Source organism: Bacteroides sp. AF39-16AC, assembly GCF_003602735.1.
GTDB lineage: Bacteria > Bacteroidota > Bacteroidia > Bacteroidales > Bacteroidaceae > Bacteroides > Bacteroides uniformis.
Genome location: NZ_QTLN01000001.1, coordinates 46,618 through 61,901 on the forward strand (window position 1 = coordinate 46,618; position 15,284 = coordinate 61,901).

Below are 15,284 nucleotides of genomic sequence, written 5' to 3' on the forward strand. Positions count from 1 at the left end.
ATTAAAAAAACTACTCAGCTTTGAACACCTTCGTCTGGACATCACGGCTGTTAGGACCGACCATCACTTGAAACTCACCCGGATCATACCCGTATTGCAAGTCCGAATGGTAGTATTTCAAGTCCTCCTCTGTCAACGTGAACACCACTTCCCGCTTTTCCCCCTTCTTCAATAAGATGCGCCGGAAAGCTTTCAGTTCCTTGACGGGACGTGCCACCTCAGCCATCACATCACGCAGATAGAGCTGTACGATTTCCGTACCGTCACAAGTACCGGAATTGGTGACCTCCACAGAAACCGCCAGTTCTCCGTTCTTGGGAAGGCATTCCGAACCAAGCCGCATATCGCCATACTCAAAAGTCGTATAGCTCAGCCCGAACCCGAAAGGATAAAGCGGTTCATTACTTTGGTCAATATAGTTACTCTGGTAGCGGTTGAACACCCCATCTTGCGGATCGGGGCGACTGGCACTCAAATGGTTATAGTATAACGGCATCTGTCCTACGGCACGTGGGAAACTGGTAGTGAGCTTTCCGGCAGGCACGGCGTGCCCAAACAATACGTCGGCTATGGCATCGCCCGCCTCACTGCCCGCAAACCATACGTTCAGTATAGCAGGAACATGTGCCGTTTCCCAATTAAGCACCAACGGACGTCCCGTAAACAATAACAGCACCACCGGCTTTCCCGTCTTCACCAGTTCTTTCAGCAACGCTTGCTGCGCATCCGGCAGTTCCAGTTCCGTACGTGAGGCCGATTCACCCGACATATCCGCACACTCACCCAAAGCGGCAACAATCACATCCGCACGGGCAGCCACCTGCAACGCCTCCCGAAGTAATTTCCCATTGTCTCCACGCTCCAAAGGACGGAAGCCGACGGCGCCTTTCTCCATTTCCTCCTCGTAATAGATATTGCTGCCTTTGGCATGAAAGACTTCGCCCCTGCCCTTCATCGCGTCGCGCATCCCATCGAGCAGGGAACGGTGGTCGGAAGGAACACAAGTCAGACTCCACATGCCGCACATATTGTTGCGGGCATCGGCCATAGGTCCTATCAGCGCTATCTTCTTATCCACAGAAAGAGGAAGCAGACTTCCCTCGTTCTTCATCAGCACGAAGGTTTCACGTGCCACCTCACGCGCTTCCTTGCGGTGCTCGGGCGTAAATATTTCCTTCTCCGCACGTACCGTGTCGCAGTATTTGTAGGGATTGTCAAAAAGTCCCATTCTATACTTAGTCTCAAGCACCCTACGACAGGCACGGTCAATATCAGTTTCAGAAATGAGTCCTTCCTCCAATGCCGACTCCAAAGTATCCAGAAAACCGGCGGTTACCATATCCATGTCCGTTCCTGCCTTCAGAGCAAGCACGGAAGCCTCTTTCTTGTCGGCCACGCCATAAGTTTTCATCTCTCCGATGGAATAATAATCGGTAACGACCATACCGCCAAATCCCCACTCGTTACGAAGAAGATCGGTCAGCAGCCACTTATTGGCAGTGGCAGGAATGCCATCCACAAGGTTGAACGCGCTCATCACGCTCCCCACACCCGCCTCAACGACTGCTTTATAGGGAGCCAGATAATTGTTGTACATGCTCAATCTGCTCATGTCCACCGTATTATAATCACGTCCCGCCTCGGAAGCACCATACAGTGCAAAATGCTTGACACAGGCCAGTATTTCATTATTAGCCTTCATAGCATCGCCCTGATAGCCATGTACGTATGCCCTCGCCATCAAAGCGCCCAAGTAAGGGTCTTCACCGTTCCCCTCGGCAATGCGTCCCCAACGGGCATCGCGGCAGATATCCACCATCGGACTGAAATTCCAGCAGATTCCATCGGCACTGGCCTCAGTAGCCGCTACGCGTGTCATCCGTCGGATGGCGACAGTGTCCCAGCTACACGACATGGCAAGCGGTATGGGGAATATTGTCTCATAACCGTGTATGACATCCGCTCCTACAATCAAGGGAATCTTCAAACGGGTTTCCTCCACGGCAATACGTTGCATCTCTCTGATTTTCCGTACTCCCTTCACATTGAAGAAGCCCGTGATTTCCTGCTTCCGTATCATTTCCGTGAGTTCGCCGTTCATCACCGTACCAGTCACTAAATCGCCTCCCGAGGGCAGGTTCAACTGGCCCAGTTTCTCCCGTACAGTCATCCGGTCCATCAGTCCGGTCACAAAACCGTCCATCTCCGTGCTATCCTTTCCCACAAACGAAGAACAAGCCTGCAGGAAGCATGCAAGCAGTACAACTGCAAAATATCCAACTTTCATATTTCTAATATTTTAATGGTTCACCTCTTCCAGATACAATATCCGACTGGCATAATCACTCATTTTATCTGCATCCACCCTATGTTCTCCGGGAATCTCCAGTCCGTGGCTCATCAGGAAAGAGCCACTCAGTACCTTTCCTTCAAAGGAGAGAGGGACATTGTCAATGCGGTTCAGCTCACGAATACGGTATTGTTTCCCCGCATCCAATCCCGCCATCCTGACACGCGGCAACTGCTGGTTGACAAACTGTTCTAGCTTCCACCAATAGAAGACGGCTTTCGACTTATCTTCGCTGGCATACAACAATGAGGCTACCCCCTGACCGTCATACGGTGACACCAGCCGATAAAGTTCACCAAACTGCACCACCGGACGAATCTCTTTGTAAGCAGCAATCGCCTCACGGCAAAGATTCTTCTCTTCATCCGTCATATTCCGGGGTTGTATCTCCATACCGAGCCTTCCGCTCATTGCCACATCAATGCGATATTTCAAGGGCAAGCTGCGATGCGTCTGATGGTTGGGCGCAGCGCTGATATGCGATCCCATAGCGATAGCAGGAAAGAAATAGGACGTTCCCCACTGGATATAAACGCGTTGCAAGGCATCTGTATTATCGCTGGTCCAGAATTCATCAAAATAGGGCAAATAGCCGTAATTGACACGACCGCCTCCACTGGCACACGCCTGAATCGTCACATCAGGATATTTTCTACGGATGCGTCGGCACACATCCTCAAATCCCTGATGATAAAGAATACTCAGATGGCTTTGCTCGTCCTTGTCCAAATGGACAGAACCGTGGTTCAGCACCGGCATATTGGCATCCCACTTGATATATTCTATTTCCGGATAACGGGCCAGCAAGGTATCCACCGTATAAAAAATGAAATCCCGCACCTGGGGGTTGGTAAGGTCAAGCACCGCCTGCGTGCCACCGCGCGCCGTAATGAAGTCTTGTCCGGGGACTTTCATCACCCAGTCGGGATGCTTCTCGTATAGTTCGCTGCGTGTGTTAATCATTTCGGGTTCAATCCAGATGCCGAAACCAATATTATGTTTCGCGGCATCACGCAATAGTCCGGCAATGCCGTCAGGCAGTTTCTTCGGGTTCACCACCCAGTCCCCCAGCCCGGCGTTGTCAATATCACGCGGATGCTTGTCGCCAAACCAGCCATCATCCATCACAAAGAGTTCGCCTCCCATCAAGGCTATGTCTGCCATCATCTGCTCCATATCCTTCTGATTAATGTCGAAATAAACACCTTCCCAACTGTTCAGCAGTATCTTGCGGGGCTTGTCTCCATTGGCCAGTTTATGTTTCCGTCCCCATTTATGGAAATTACGGCTTGCGCCGCCCAATCCCTCTTCCGAGTAGGTGAGCGCCAACGGGGGAGTACGGAATACCTCGCCTTTTTTCAGCCTGAAGGAAGCACCTTCCTCATCCATACCAGCAAAGAAGTGGTGATAATCGCCGTCATCCGTATTGATTTTCAGCCTATAGTCACCGGTATAGCAAAGGGCTGCGCCGATAGTACGCCCTGTGTTTTCCTGTGGTTTCCCGTCCAGCGAAAACATTACTTCGGCATGAGCAGTATGCGAATTGCGTACGCCATCGATATTCTTTATCAGCCTGATGCCGGGTTTTAAAGGTTCCTGAAGCAACCTTGCCTCGTTGCCCCACCCACCGTAGAGGCTGGAAAGCCACACATCGCCTCTGCGGAGAGGAAGATAAGACGAAGCAAATTGAAGGAGCGTTACCGGAGTCTTCTCCGAATGGCTGAATTCAGTCCAGGTTTCAATCACATCCACATCGCGATATGCCTTGTAGCAGAGATTGACGTAGAAGGGATAAACACAATCCTTCAGTTTCACAAGGGTGAGCATAGCATCCGGCTCTTGCCTCACTTCCACATCCTGCACATAAAGCCGGGTGGCTATCGCCCCATCGGCATGTCTGATACGGAGAGCGGATTCACCGGGCCATCCTATTCCATAAGAAGGATAAGCAACATGATGGCACGTACCTGCCACATTCATCTGCCGCAAATCATCCTCCGATAATCCGGTTCCGTAGTAGAGATACCTTAGTTCGCCTCCTACCGGAGCATCAAGCACCAATGCGAAGGAAGGGGTGGACACAACAATCTGCCCGGCGGCAGCGGGCAGTGCAGCCAATAACAGTCCTGCCAGACAGAGCCACAAAATATTTTTCAAATTTTCCATACCAATAATCTATAAACCAATTCATATCAATCAAGTCCCGAACAATGCGGCTCCCTGGCGTCACATTCAAGAAAGCATCATCGCAAAGTGTCGAATATCGCCTCGGCTATCTTTCGCATGCCTCGGTCGTCAGGGTGGGCAATAATAAACTCCTTGGTCACGGTATAAGGCTTTCCTTCCACATCATAGAGGGTATCGCCCACCTTGGGACGCGAATCATACAGACGGTCTATCCAGTCAATCGGAATAAAGGAAATACCGTGGGTACGGGCGGCATGAATAATGGCACGCTCCTTCTCGGCATCTTCCCAAAAGCAACCGGTGATGACCACCCTGCCCGCTTTCTGTTTGCAATATTCCACCAGGCGGAGAATGCCCGAACGGAACGCCTGCTTATCCTGCACATTCTCACCCAGACGAATCACGACAAGGTCTTTGCCGCGAACAGCCGAACCTATCAATGAATCAATATCGCACGTCAGATTGCGTTCCCAGTAAGCGATGTTGAGCGGGGTAACCACCGTGCCGGGATGTTCTGCGCAGAGCAGCTTCTGCAACTGGTGGCAATAGTCGTTCTCTTCCTTCGAAGCTGCCATGCCCCACTCCGAGAACCATTCGATATCAGCCTTATATTCATGCCGTGTAATGGAATTTCCCAGGCAAAGCACTTTAAGGGAAGCGCCGCCCGGTTTAGACTTCTTATTGTTTTCTCCCGAAGCGGGAAGACAGATTACGGCCATGATACAGGCCAGTAACAAATGTTTCATACTCTTGCTTGATAAAAATTAAAATTCATTCACCGTCTCTTTACCGTCCAGCCAGGCAGCCATGTTCAGCACCAGCAAGTTCCAGTTCTGGAAGCCCTTGTTGAGGATGGGCTCGCCGTTGTCGGGCATGTAATATTCGTGCAACGCACCGAAACGCTCATAGTCGCGTCCCAGCAGCAACACGGTCTTCTCCGCCAACTCCCGGGCATCTTCCGTATAGCCGTAGCGGAGCAGTCCCCGGAAAACAAAGTAGTTGACGCATATCCATACCGGTCCTTGCCAGGAAGAAGGATTGCCGCTGGCACGCACGTCGTACATTTTCTCCAATGGAGAAAGGGAACGCACACCTGCCGCCGCATTGAACAAACGGGAATCGCGATATTGCCGTTCCACGATTTCGCGCGCCTGCTCGGGAGTGGCAATTCCGGCCCACAACGCCATGAAGCCGCTCCACACACTGAAACGTTGTATCAGGCAGTCGTAAGTACGGGGTTGTCCGGTGTGGTAATGAAAGCCCGGCGTAGCGGGCTTTTCCACCGGAAGCAGGTTAAGGTCTACACTGTAGTAGAAGCCGTCGCGAGGGTCCCAGCAATGCTTGCGGATATCTTCTTTCAGTTCCTCCGCTTCGCGGGTGAACCGATTTTCCAGATCGGGCATGCGGAGCTGTCTTGCCAGATAAGCCATGGCAAGCAGTTCCCTATACATCAAGGCATTGAGGAAGATGGAGCCCGAGCTTCCGTGAGGACGGTAGAAGGTACTCGGGTCATTGTCCACGCCAATCATTTCATCGTTTTCCCAATAGAGCAATCCGGTGGCCTTGTGGCGATGGTAATTGAGGTACTTGCCCACAAACGTCTGCAAGTTATAAAACCCCTCACGCAGCCATTCGGCATCACCGCCCGTCTGCTCCACTACAAAAGCAGCATGCTGCGCCAGGACGGGTTTGTGCATATTGGTCTTCCAGGGATTGATTTTCTGCAGCAACTGCCAGCGCTCTTCCGTATTGTCAAAGATGCAAATGGGAATCCACCCGTCGCCTCCGCCATAGCTGAGGAAGTTGAGAATACAGCCTTTCTCGTAGGCAATCAGTTCCTCACGGTCGTCACTGGTGCCGTTTTCCACGATGATTTGCCGCAGGGCTATGTCGCTCAGCCATGAATCCCAGTCCCACAACTGGTTGGCATACTGCCCGCTGCCGGGCACGAGGAAGGGATACTTCAACGCACCGACCGGTTGCCGGTACATACCCTTCATATTCTTATAAATATGCTGCCGGCATATCGCTTTGTATTTTTTCAGGTTGCCGGCATTCCTTTCGGGTAATTGCGCCGTCAATGAAACGCTGACCACAAGCCCGAAGCACAAAAACAGTATCTTCTTCATATATTTCAAAACACTTGTTGATTTTTCATCTTAATCCCTTCTTCTCCAAGGCTGCAATCAACTCGGCAGGCACGTCCGTCTGAATCATCCGCACAGTGGGGAATATGTCAAACAGTTCGTCAAGTTGCCTGTCGTCCAGCGCATATTCGGGTATGGCCTGGTCGAGCACCCACAGCAGGCAGACGGAGGGAATCATGCCCAACTCTACCGAATCGCCCAAAGAGGGGCTTCTGCCTTCGGTGGCATACGATGTCTGCACGAAAAACGTACGCGGCAATCCCTCCAGCAACTTGTGCCCTCCTACCCAAGGATAGACGTTGGCATCCTCCACCACACCGAGCACCTCACGGGTACCCTCTTCCACACCACTATAGAAGAATACGGCTTCCATCATACCCGTCCGGCACACCACGTCCGCCACTTTCCCGAAGATACCTTGTCCGGTACATTTGTCGATGTCTACATACGCCCGTCCGCGTACGGCGGTCAGATACTCTTCCAATGTGGGCATCTTCTCATCGGTGGGTTTTCCGGCACGGTCTTTCAGGTTGTACTGCAGGATTTCGTCATAGGTCATGTCGGCAATCCGGCCTTGTCCGGTGGTAGTGGCGTCGATGGTCTCGTCGTGACATACCACGAGAACACCATCTTTTGTATGCCTGACGTCGCACTCCAGAATTTCAGCGCCGGCGGCCACGGCAGCCTCTATTGCACTGAGAGAATTCTCGGGAATGGTCTTGTCCTGCGTATGCGCCCGGTGGGCCATGACCCACACCTTCTTGTACGAGGGGTCTTTGAACCGCCGCATGGCAACGCTGAGCGCCGGCAAGTCGCAGACATGTATACCGGCAGTCAATGTTCCGGTTGCCGTCTGCGCCTTGATGGTGTAATCCCCCTCCTTGGCATAGGCGTGCGTCAGGAGTCCGTCGTTCCTGCCCGTTTCCACGGTTCCGTCTCCGAAATCCACCGTCATCTCCATGTCCGGAGCAACGTTGTCCAGCTTTATCTTTACTACCTCATGCAACATGGTATACTCACTGACCGATATGCGGGGTGTTTGTGTCTCTACTTCCTTTTTCGCTCCCTGGCAAGCCGTCAGAAGAACCAGCAGAAGGCCGATGCACAGATTCATTTTCTTGTTATAGCTCATATTTTATCTCTATAAAGGAATTTCTACCTGTTTTTCCATCAATATTTCCGGTAAGGTTCCGTCATCATGTGCAGGGTTTGCGGAATCCATACCTTGTAGCGGCCTTTCGGGGCCCAGTCGTTGCCCGCAGAGGCAAAGTCACAGAAGCGTACGGGCTTGGCCGTCTTGTTGGCGGCATCTTCCAGGTCGGTGCCCAGCACAGCGGGAACTTCCAACGTAATCCAGGCAAATGAACCGGACATATTCTCGTGTACTGCGGCCTGCACCACACCCCGCTCATCGCTCTTGATGACGGCACACTCATCCACATCGCCGTCGTCGAAACGGCTGTCGCGAGCAAATACCAGCGGACCGCGCACCACTGCCTGGTGGTTATGGCTCTCCACAACTTTGGTTTGAAGGTCGAATTCCAATGTCACTTCATCGCCTCGCTTCCATATACGGTCCAGGCAGAGATAACCGCCCAGGTGCAGCACTTCCTGCTCTTGCCCGTTGACAAAGGCCTTCGCCCCGTCTACCTGCGAAGGGATGCGCAAGGAGAGTTTAAAGCGTTCGTCCCTCTGCGGTTCCACTCCGATGCTTACCTTTCCGTTTACGGGATAACCGGTCTCCACCTTCAGGGCCACTGCATTCTTCCTGCCCGTCTTCACCGTAGCTTCCATCGGCACATAGAGATTGAGGAATATACCGTCTTCTTTAGTCGCCACCGCCATCTTCGGAATCAGGGCGAATCCCCGGGGACCATTGGCATTGCAGCAGTTGATGTGCATGCCGCATTGCTCCTCACCCGGCTGTCTGCGTCCTTCCAACGGACTGTACTTGGAAATCTGTCCTCCGTCGTGTTTCATCGAGGCGAACAAGGCATTGTACATCGTCCGTTCAAACTCCTCGACGTAGAGCGGATTGCCCGTGTCGCGCCACAAACGGCTGCAGAACTGCATGTAGGTGAACGTCACGCAAGTCTCCATCGTATGATAAGCCGGCAGAGTCTGCTTGTCCTTGCCTCCATACCAGCACTCGAAGGCCGCACCCGAACCGGCAATGTTTATCTCGTCGCGCCGGATACTCCCGGCCGTACGCTCGGCGGCTTCCTTGTAAAGAGGGTCGTCCAGCACACGCCCCAGTTCTATCAGACCTTCGTAGCAGGACATCATCTCGTAAGCCTTCTGCCCGTTTTCGAACGACCACCACGATGCCGGATAAGCCGAACGTCGCGATACCGGCACATCTTTCAGCGCTTTGGCTATGAGTTGCGAACTGCCCTCCCGCTCGATGCCCGCCACGATGCTTTTGGCAAAGTCGAGGTAGCGTCTCTCGCGGGTAATGTCATACAGATAGACCACCGGTTCCAGGATGGAACAACTTGCCATGCCAAAGTAATTGCCGGTACGGGCAATGTCGACGTGCTGTTCGTGCAACTGCTTCATCAGGTAATCCACCGAACGCATAGCGGTCTGCAATGCCGCCTTGTCGCCGGTCAGGCGATAGTATGCCACCAAGGCAAGTGCCGAATATTTCCTGCCCCAGATGTCCCAGTTGGTCAGCCGGGCTTCGGGACTGTAGTTGCCTATGTAGCCTTCCGGAGTCTGGGTCTGCATGAAACTCCGCACGCCGGTCTTTATCTGCTCCAGCAACGCAGGGTCCTTGCAATACTCGTAAGACGAAATGGCCCCCAGCAGCCACTTCCCAAAGAATTCGGACTGCCAAAGGCTTGTCTCCCCGCGATGACGGAAAGGCTCTACCAGATGCTCCACATCCTGCGATTTCACCCGCTGCTCGATGCAGGTATGGATGCGTCCGCCTACAAAACCGCCAATGCGGATGTCCTCTACCCTGCTCTCCTGCCCCAGAACCGGCAAAGAGGCCCAGGCACACAGTCCTAACAACAATACTCTATAATTCATCGTATATCCATATTTTGATAATATCCATAAAAAACATGCAAGTGCAAACAGTCTTTTTGTCCGAATTTATATACATGCAATCCAGCATTCCACAAACAACTAAGTATCAACCATTTACGTATTATCCTATCTCAGTCGTATACTTAGGGTATCTCAGTCGTATAGTGAGATAACCTAAGTATACGACTGAGGTACCCTCATTATACGACCTTGCCTGAAAACAATCCATCTTGTAATCTTTTTATACCTTATTCCCAAAAAAGACGAAGTGCATATAAAAAAGACAAATCTCCCCCCGCAATCTTTTCCGGAGAACAGAATACGGAAGGAGATTCTTACTGTTTGCATCCAATCATCATCCTGCCTTATCAATATCCGGGGTTTTGTTCAATCACCCCGCCCGACTCGGTAATCACTTTCGGCGGAATGGGGAACAATACCATGTGGTCCTTGGCTGCGGTACATCCGCGATTTCTGGCAAACTCGATGTATTTACCGAAGCGTATCAGGTCCTGACGACGCCAGCCTTCCATAAAGAGCTCGCGCCCTCTTTCCATCAGCAGGAATTCTTTAAACTTCTCCTTGCTGGATTGTATATCTGCCGGAATGGTATGCGTGACGCCCACACGGTCGGTAATCTGTTTCAGATAGCCCAGTGCCTTGTCCGTAGGTCCGTTCAGCTCGTTCTCTATTTCGGCCAGAGAGAGGAGTACGTCCGCATAACGGAAAGCCACGATATGCGTATTGCCACTGGCATACTTCTCCGGGGCCACCAAATACTTCACCGGAATGGCGCCCTGCTGGATACGGTCATCGCTTGCACCACCTCCTCCTGGACGGGTATAAAGTGTACCGTCCGCATCCTTATAAGAATCGGCAATCACTTCCAAACGGGCATCCGCCTTGTCATACGTGTCATAGAAATCCCATGGCATCAGATAGCCTCCCCAGCGATGAGTCGGACAAGCTTTGTGCTCGAAATTCTTGCCGAAAGTGATGCAATTGGGCGGGAAAAGATAATAAGCATACTCATTTCCGGCCAGTTCTCCACCCGGAACGGCCCATACCGTCTCATCATTCATTTCATTGGAGAAAACATCCTTATAGTCTTCAGAAAGCGTATACCCCATCGTCTTCATACTCTCGGCATAAGGTAACGCCTTGTCATATTGGTGGTCGTTCATATATGCTTTCATCAGCAGCATAGTGGCAATCCCTTTATTCACGCGACCCCAATTTTCCGTACCATTCGTTTTGTCATAAAGATACGGCAATGCCTCCTGCAAGTCGCTTACCATGCGATTGAAATAGACTTCTTTCGTAGGACGCGGCGTATAAACGATGTTGCTCAATCCCTCCGGTTCAAGCACACATGATACCGGTCCATACAAATCATAAAAGCAGAACATCAACCAAGCACGCAAAGTCTTTACCTCGGCAATCTTCTGTGCTTTTGCCGCTTCCGGCAGGCCGCCGACTTTCTCCAGCTGATCCAGAATGAATGTACAACGGGTAATATTACGGCTAATGGAGTATGTTCCGTAGGTATCCCATGCACCGGACCAATTGAATTTATAAGTCTGGTTGCTCTGGTGCATCATTTCGTCCGAAGTGAATTCCGAGTAAGCCCACCAGCCGTCACCGGAGGCGTAGATGGGCATGGTCCAACCATCGTTAGAGCCATCATACACACCACCGGAATTGGCCTTGAAATTGGCATACATGCCTATTACCAATGCATCTATGTCTTCCACCGTCTGTGGGAAGTTTGAATTTGTCAGGCTCGAAAATACTTTTTGGTCCAAGTCGCATGAGTGGAGCATCACACCCATGCACAAGGCAACCGCCCAACTGATTATCTTTTTTGTTTTCATCTCTTCTTGGTATTTTAGTTTAGAAATTAATGTTAACACCCAATACGACTGTAAACGGAATGGGGAACGGTGCGCAGTTGATTTCCATTTCCGGGTCCAGACCCTCGTAATTGGTCAGCATCAACGTATTCTGCAAATCCACGAATACGGAAGCATCCGAAGCAATCTTGTTTCTCTTCAGGAACTTCTCAGGCAGCATATAAGTCAGCTTGATATCCTTGAAACGCCAGAAGTGTACGTTCTTCAGCGTAAAGTCATGCGTACCGGTCTTGTTGTTTCCGCCAGTCACATCCGCAGCAATGCCCGGATACCAACCGGTAGGGTTGTAGGAGGTCCATACGTCTTTCACGCGTACACTGGTATTATCGTCTCCGATACCTCTGAAGTTCCAGGAGTCGTATGCTTTTTTGCCCAGCACACCATACGTATCAATATCCAGCATCCAGTTTCTGAAGCGCAGGCTGGCACCCAGACCGAAGTTGGCTTTCGGGTCCCAAGTACCCAATTTCACGATATCGCCGTCATCCATCACACCGTCACCGTTGACATCTACATACTTCAGGTTACCCGGTTTGGCATCCGGCTGAAGCACTTTGCCATTAGAGGTGTAGGCTTGTATCTCTTCCAAAGAATGGAAGATACCGTTCGTCTTCCAGCCATAAATCGGGCTGATATCATCTTTTTCATCCAACCAAGGAGAAATAGCCACTTCGGGATTGCGTTCCACCCATTTGGAACGATTGTGGGATACATTGGCATAAGCTGTCAATGTCCAGTCCTTCTTGTCTATGATAGTACCTTTCAATGCCACTTCGATACCCTTGCTTCGGGTAGAACCTACATTCTTGGCTATATTGCCCACCATGCCGGTCACAGGAAGCGGAGTGAAATTGAGCAAGTCCTTGGCTGTGCGCACGTAGTAATCTACACTACCGGTCAGACGGTCATCGAAGAATCCAAAATCGATACCGGCATTTACCGTGATGTCCGTTTCCCACTTCAAATCAGGATTACCCTGCTCCTTCTGAATAATACCCTTATGATAAACCCCGCCGAAATAGTAATAATCTCCCGACCATGCGTTGCCATACGTAGTCAGCGGATAAGTACCGCCGGTCAAGATACTTTCATTACCCGATGTACCGTAACCGACTCTCAATTTCAGGAAACTCAAGACATCAAAGTCTTTCATGAATTTCTCTTCAGAGATAATCCATGCTGCAGAGGCACCGGGAAACCATCCCCACTTGTGATTATCGGCAAATACGGAAGAGCCGTCGTTACGGAGCGTAACTCCCAAAATGTAACGGTTCTTAAACGTATAGTTCAGACGGCCGAAGAAAGAAAGCTTGTTACGCCAAGTCTTCCACGAGCCCAAATTGGTCCTCTCAAGATCGGATGTAGAACCAATGTTGTTATTCTCATACACGTCCGTAGGGAAATTGTACCCCATCACGTTGTGAGATCTGGAAGTAGTAACGTAATATCCCGTACCCACAACTGCATTCAAGTGATGACCGTTAGCGATATCCTTGTCGAAGGTCAGATACTCTTCAATACCGTAGTTATCGTTGAATGCATTGGAGAAACCACCATAGTTATCCTCTACTTGTGCAGGCAGTTTACCTTTGGTAGAACCGAAAATCTCACGATTCTCGTCTGTCTTGTCCACACTCAACTGTACATTTGCTTTGAGCCACGGCAGGAATTTCACTTCCAGATTGGGCGAAAACATCAAACGTTTTGTCACCGTCTGGTTCTTGATATGAAACCAAGTAGCAGGGTTAGGTGTCAGAGGAGAAATAGAGGTAGTCAACTTTCCCTCCTCATCATACAGCGGCATATTTGATGGAAAGAAAATGGCTGCATTGGTCTGTACCGCTTCATTACGGTTCATCCGCGTATGTCCTGATGACGGATTGTTTGAAGACAAATGCGAATACATACTTGCCACATTCAGAGTAACGTACTTATTGAAATTGGCCTCAAAATTGAAGCGGCCGCTGAAACGCTGCAAATCACTGATTTTCAGAATAGAATTCTGATCATAGTAATTAAACGAAGCATAGAATTTAAACTTCTCCGAACCGGCATTAATGGCCACATTATGATTATGAATAAAACCGGTACGCGTAATTTCGTCCACATGGTCGTAAGTCTTTGCATTGCGTATCTCTTCAGCCGTAAACGCTTCCGCCCATCCCGATGCAGGAGCAGGTTCCGGCCCGTAAGGGAAGAAATTGCCACGATAAAGAAAATTCTCCATTCTGGAAAGGTTGACATTAGTCATATACTCTTGAGCATTAAGCACATCATAGTACTTCTTGATACCCTGCACGGAAAAAGAGCCATTGTACGAAATACGAGGCTTCCCGGCCTGACCTTTCTTAGTTGTAATCAAAATCACACCATTAGCGGCAGACGAACCGTAAATGGCAGCTGCACTGGCATCCTTCATCACGTCGATGGAAAGGATGTCATTGGGGTTCAGTGTAGCCAGCGGGCTTCGGTCGGATCCATCGTGCAAGCTCGGCAAATTTGGACCTCCGCTGGAAGCCTTGTTTCCGGTACTGCTTATCACTACCCCGTCAATGACGTAAAGCGGAGAATTCGAACCGTTGGGAGAAAGTTTTCCACGAATGTTCACACTCATTCCCGAACCGGGCTGTGCAGAGTTCTGCGTAATAGTAAGACCGGCCACCTTGCCTTGCAGCAGATTGTCGGCACTTACCGCATTGGGCGCTTCAAGCTCCTCGGACTTTACGGAAGAGATGGCACCCGTCACCGAGCGCTTCAATTGTGAACCATATCCCACAACCACCACTTCTTCCAGCAACTCGGCATCGTCCTGAAGAACGACGGTATATTCCGACTTCGAGTCTACCGGAAAAGCATATGTCTTGAAACCGATAAACGACACCTCTATCACCTGCCCTGCTCCGGCAGAAATCGTAAAGCGTCCGTCTATATCCGTTATCACACCCGACGTAGTGCCTTTCACTATCACGTTGGCACCAATGACCGGTTCACCGGTCTTGTCTTTCACCACTCCGGTCACATTCTTCTTTTGTTGTACCACTTCCGTTCCATCTGCTGGAGGATTTACTGCTTCTGCGTGTAAGCCCTGAACCGAACCGAATGAGAACAGTCCTACCATTCCCACCATCTGGAGAAAACGGCGGCCACGGTATGTTCCGTTCAGGATTGTGCTTACCAAAAGCGTTTCATGCTTTTTCATAATACGAATGTATTTAAGAATTAATTAAAAAAATTTTGCTGCAAACTTACCTGCAAAAAAGATTAAAAAAGGATAATTGCTCTTCAAAAAAGGCAAATATCCGCTCATTCATGCGTTTTGAACAGTTTGTTTTCATCCTTCACCACCTTCACCTTTTCCCTCAACCTGCCTATCCACAAGCTTTTCCGGTGAAACCGGTTTTACCCTATGCCGCTTTCCCGATGAAACCTCTTTTCTTCGCACTTCCAATTCCCGACAACTCCAAAAACATCTGCAGTTCAAATCTGTTTCACTATAATATAACTATGTATAAATCAACAGATAATTACTGCAAAATTCTGCAATAGTTTTGCAGTAACACTGCAACCATACTTGCAGTAACGCTGCAATAGTTTTGCAGTAACACTGCAACCATACTTGCAGTAACGCTGCAATAGTTTTGCAGTGACGCT

The 15,284-nt window shown here is 50.3% G+C and carries 8 protein-coding genes; all 8 read right to left on the reverse strand.

Translation table 11 applies throughout. The annotated features are described in order from the left end of the window. Positions 1-10: 10 nt before the first annotated feature. A complete protein-coding gene (bglX, locus tag DW039_RS00195; protein ID WP_044467513.1) occupies positions 11-2,287 on the reverse strand; it encodes a beta-glucosidase BglX in 2,277 nt (758 codons plus the stop codon). Positions 2,288-2,299: 12 nt separating this feature from the next. Then, positions 2,300-4,516, reverse strand: coding sequence for an alpha-galactosidase (locus tag DW039_RS00200; RefSeq protein WP_044467514.1), 2,217 nt, complete (start codon positions 4,514-4,516; stop codon positions 2,300-2,302). Between the two features lie 77 nt (positions 4,517-4,593). After that, a complete protein-coding gene (locus tag DW039_RS00205; RefSeq protein ID WP_044467515.1) occupies positions 4,594-5,283 on the reverse strand; it encodes an SGNH/GDSL hydrolase family protein in 690 nt (229 codons plus the stop codon). Between the two features lie 18 nt (positions 5,284-5,301). Then, positions 5,302-6,666: a trehalase family glycosidase gene (locus tag DW039_RS00210; protein WP_120381549.1), complete on the reverse strand. Its 1,365-nt coding sequence runs from the start codon at positions 6,664-6,666 to the stop codon at positions 5,302-5,304. A gap of 25 nt (positions 6,667-6,691) precedes the next feature. Then, entirely contained in the window at positions 6,692-7,816 is a 1,125-nt protein-coding gene (locus tag DW039_RS00215) for a glycerophosphodiester phosphodiesterase family protein (RefSeq protein ID WP_044467517.1), read from the reverse strand. 38 nt (positions 7,817-7,854) lie between these two features. Then, a complete protein-coding gene (locus DW039_RS00220) occupies positions 7,855-9,720 on the reverse strand; it encodes a beta-L-arabinofuranosidase domain-containing protein (RefSeq protein WP_044467518.1) in 1,866 nt (621 codons plus the stop codon). A 368-nt stretch (positions 9,721-10,088) separates the two neighbouring features. Continuing rightward, positions 10,089-11,594: a RagB/SusD family nutrient uptake outer membrane protein gene (locus DW039_RS00225; protein WP_044467427.1), complete on the reverse strand. Its 1,506-nt coding sequence runs from the start codon at positions 11,592-11,594 to the stop codon at positions 10,089-10,091. Between the two features lie 19 nt (positions 11,595-11,613). Further along, on the reverse strand, positions 11,614-14,832 hold the full coding sequence (locus tag DW039_RS00230) for a TonB-dependent receptor (RefSeq protein ID WP_044467426.1): 3,219 nt from the start codon (positions 14,830-14,832) through the stop codon (positions 11,614-11,616). Between the last annotated feature and the right edge of the window lie 452 nt (positions 14,833-15,284).

What these genes read in the sequence shown, in the direction of transcription:
- DW039_RS00220 (WP_044467518.1), bottom strand. Translation starts at nt 9,720, where the DNA reads ATGAATTATAGAGTATTGTTGTTAGGACTGTGTGCCTGGGCCTCTTTG.
- bglX (WP_044467513.1), bottom strand. Translation starts at nt 2,287, where the DNA reads ATGAAAGTTGGATATTTTGCAGTTGTACTGCTTGCATGCTTCCTGCAG.
- DW039_RS00200 (WP_044467514.1), bottom strand. Translation starts at nt 4,516, where the DNA reads ATGGAAAATTTGAAAAATATTTTGTGGCTCTGTCTGGCAGGACTGTTA.
- DW039_RS00230 (WP_044467426.1), bottom strand. Translation starts at nt 14,832, where the DNA reads ATGAAAAAGCATGAAACGCTTTTGGTAAGCACAATCCTGAACGGAACA.
- DW039_RS00215 (WP_044467517.1), bottom strand. Translation starts at nt 7,816, where the DNA reads ATGAGCTATAACAAGAAAATGAATCTGTGCATCGGCCTTCTGCTGGTT.
- DW039_RS00205 (WP_044467515.1), bottom strand. Translation starts at nt 5,283, where the DNA reads ATGAAACATTTGTTACTGGCCTGTATCATGGCCGTAATCTGTCTTCCC.
- DW039_RS00210 (WP_120381549.1), bottom strand. Translation starts at nt 6,666, where the DNA reads ATGAAGAAGATACTGTTTTTGTGCTTCGGGCTTGTGGTCAGCGTTTCA.
- DW039_RS00225 (WP_044467427.1), bottom strand. Translation starts at nt 11,594, where the DNA reads ATGAAAACAAAAAAGATAATCAGTTGGGCGGTTGCCTTGTGCATGGGT.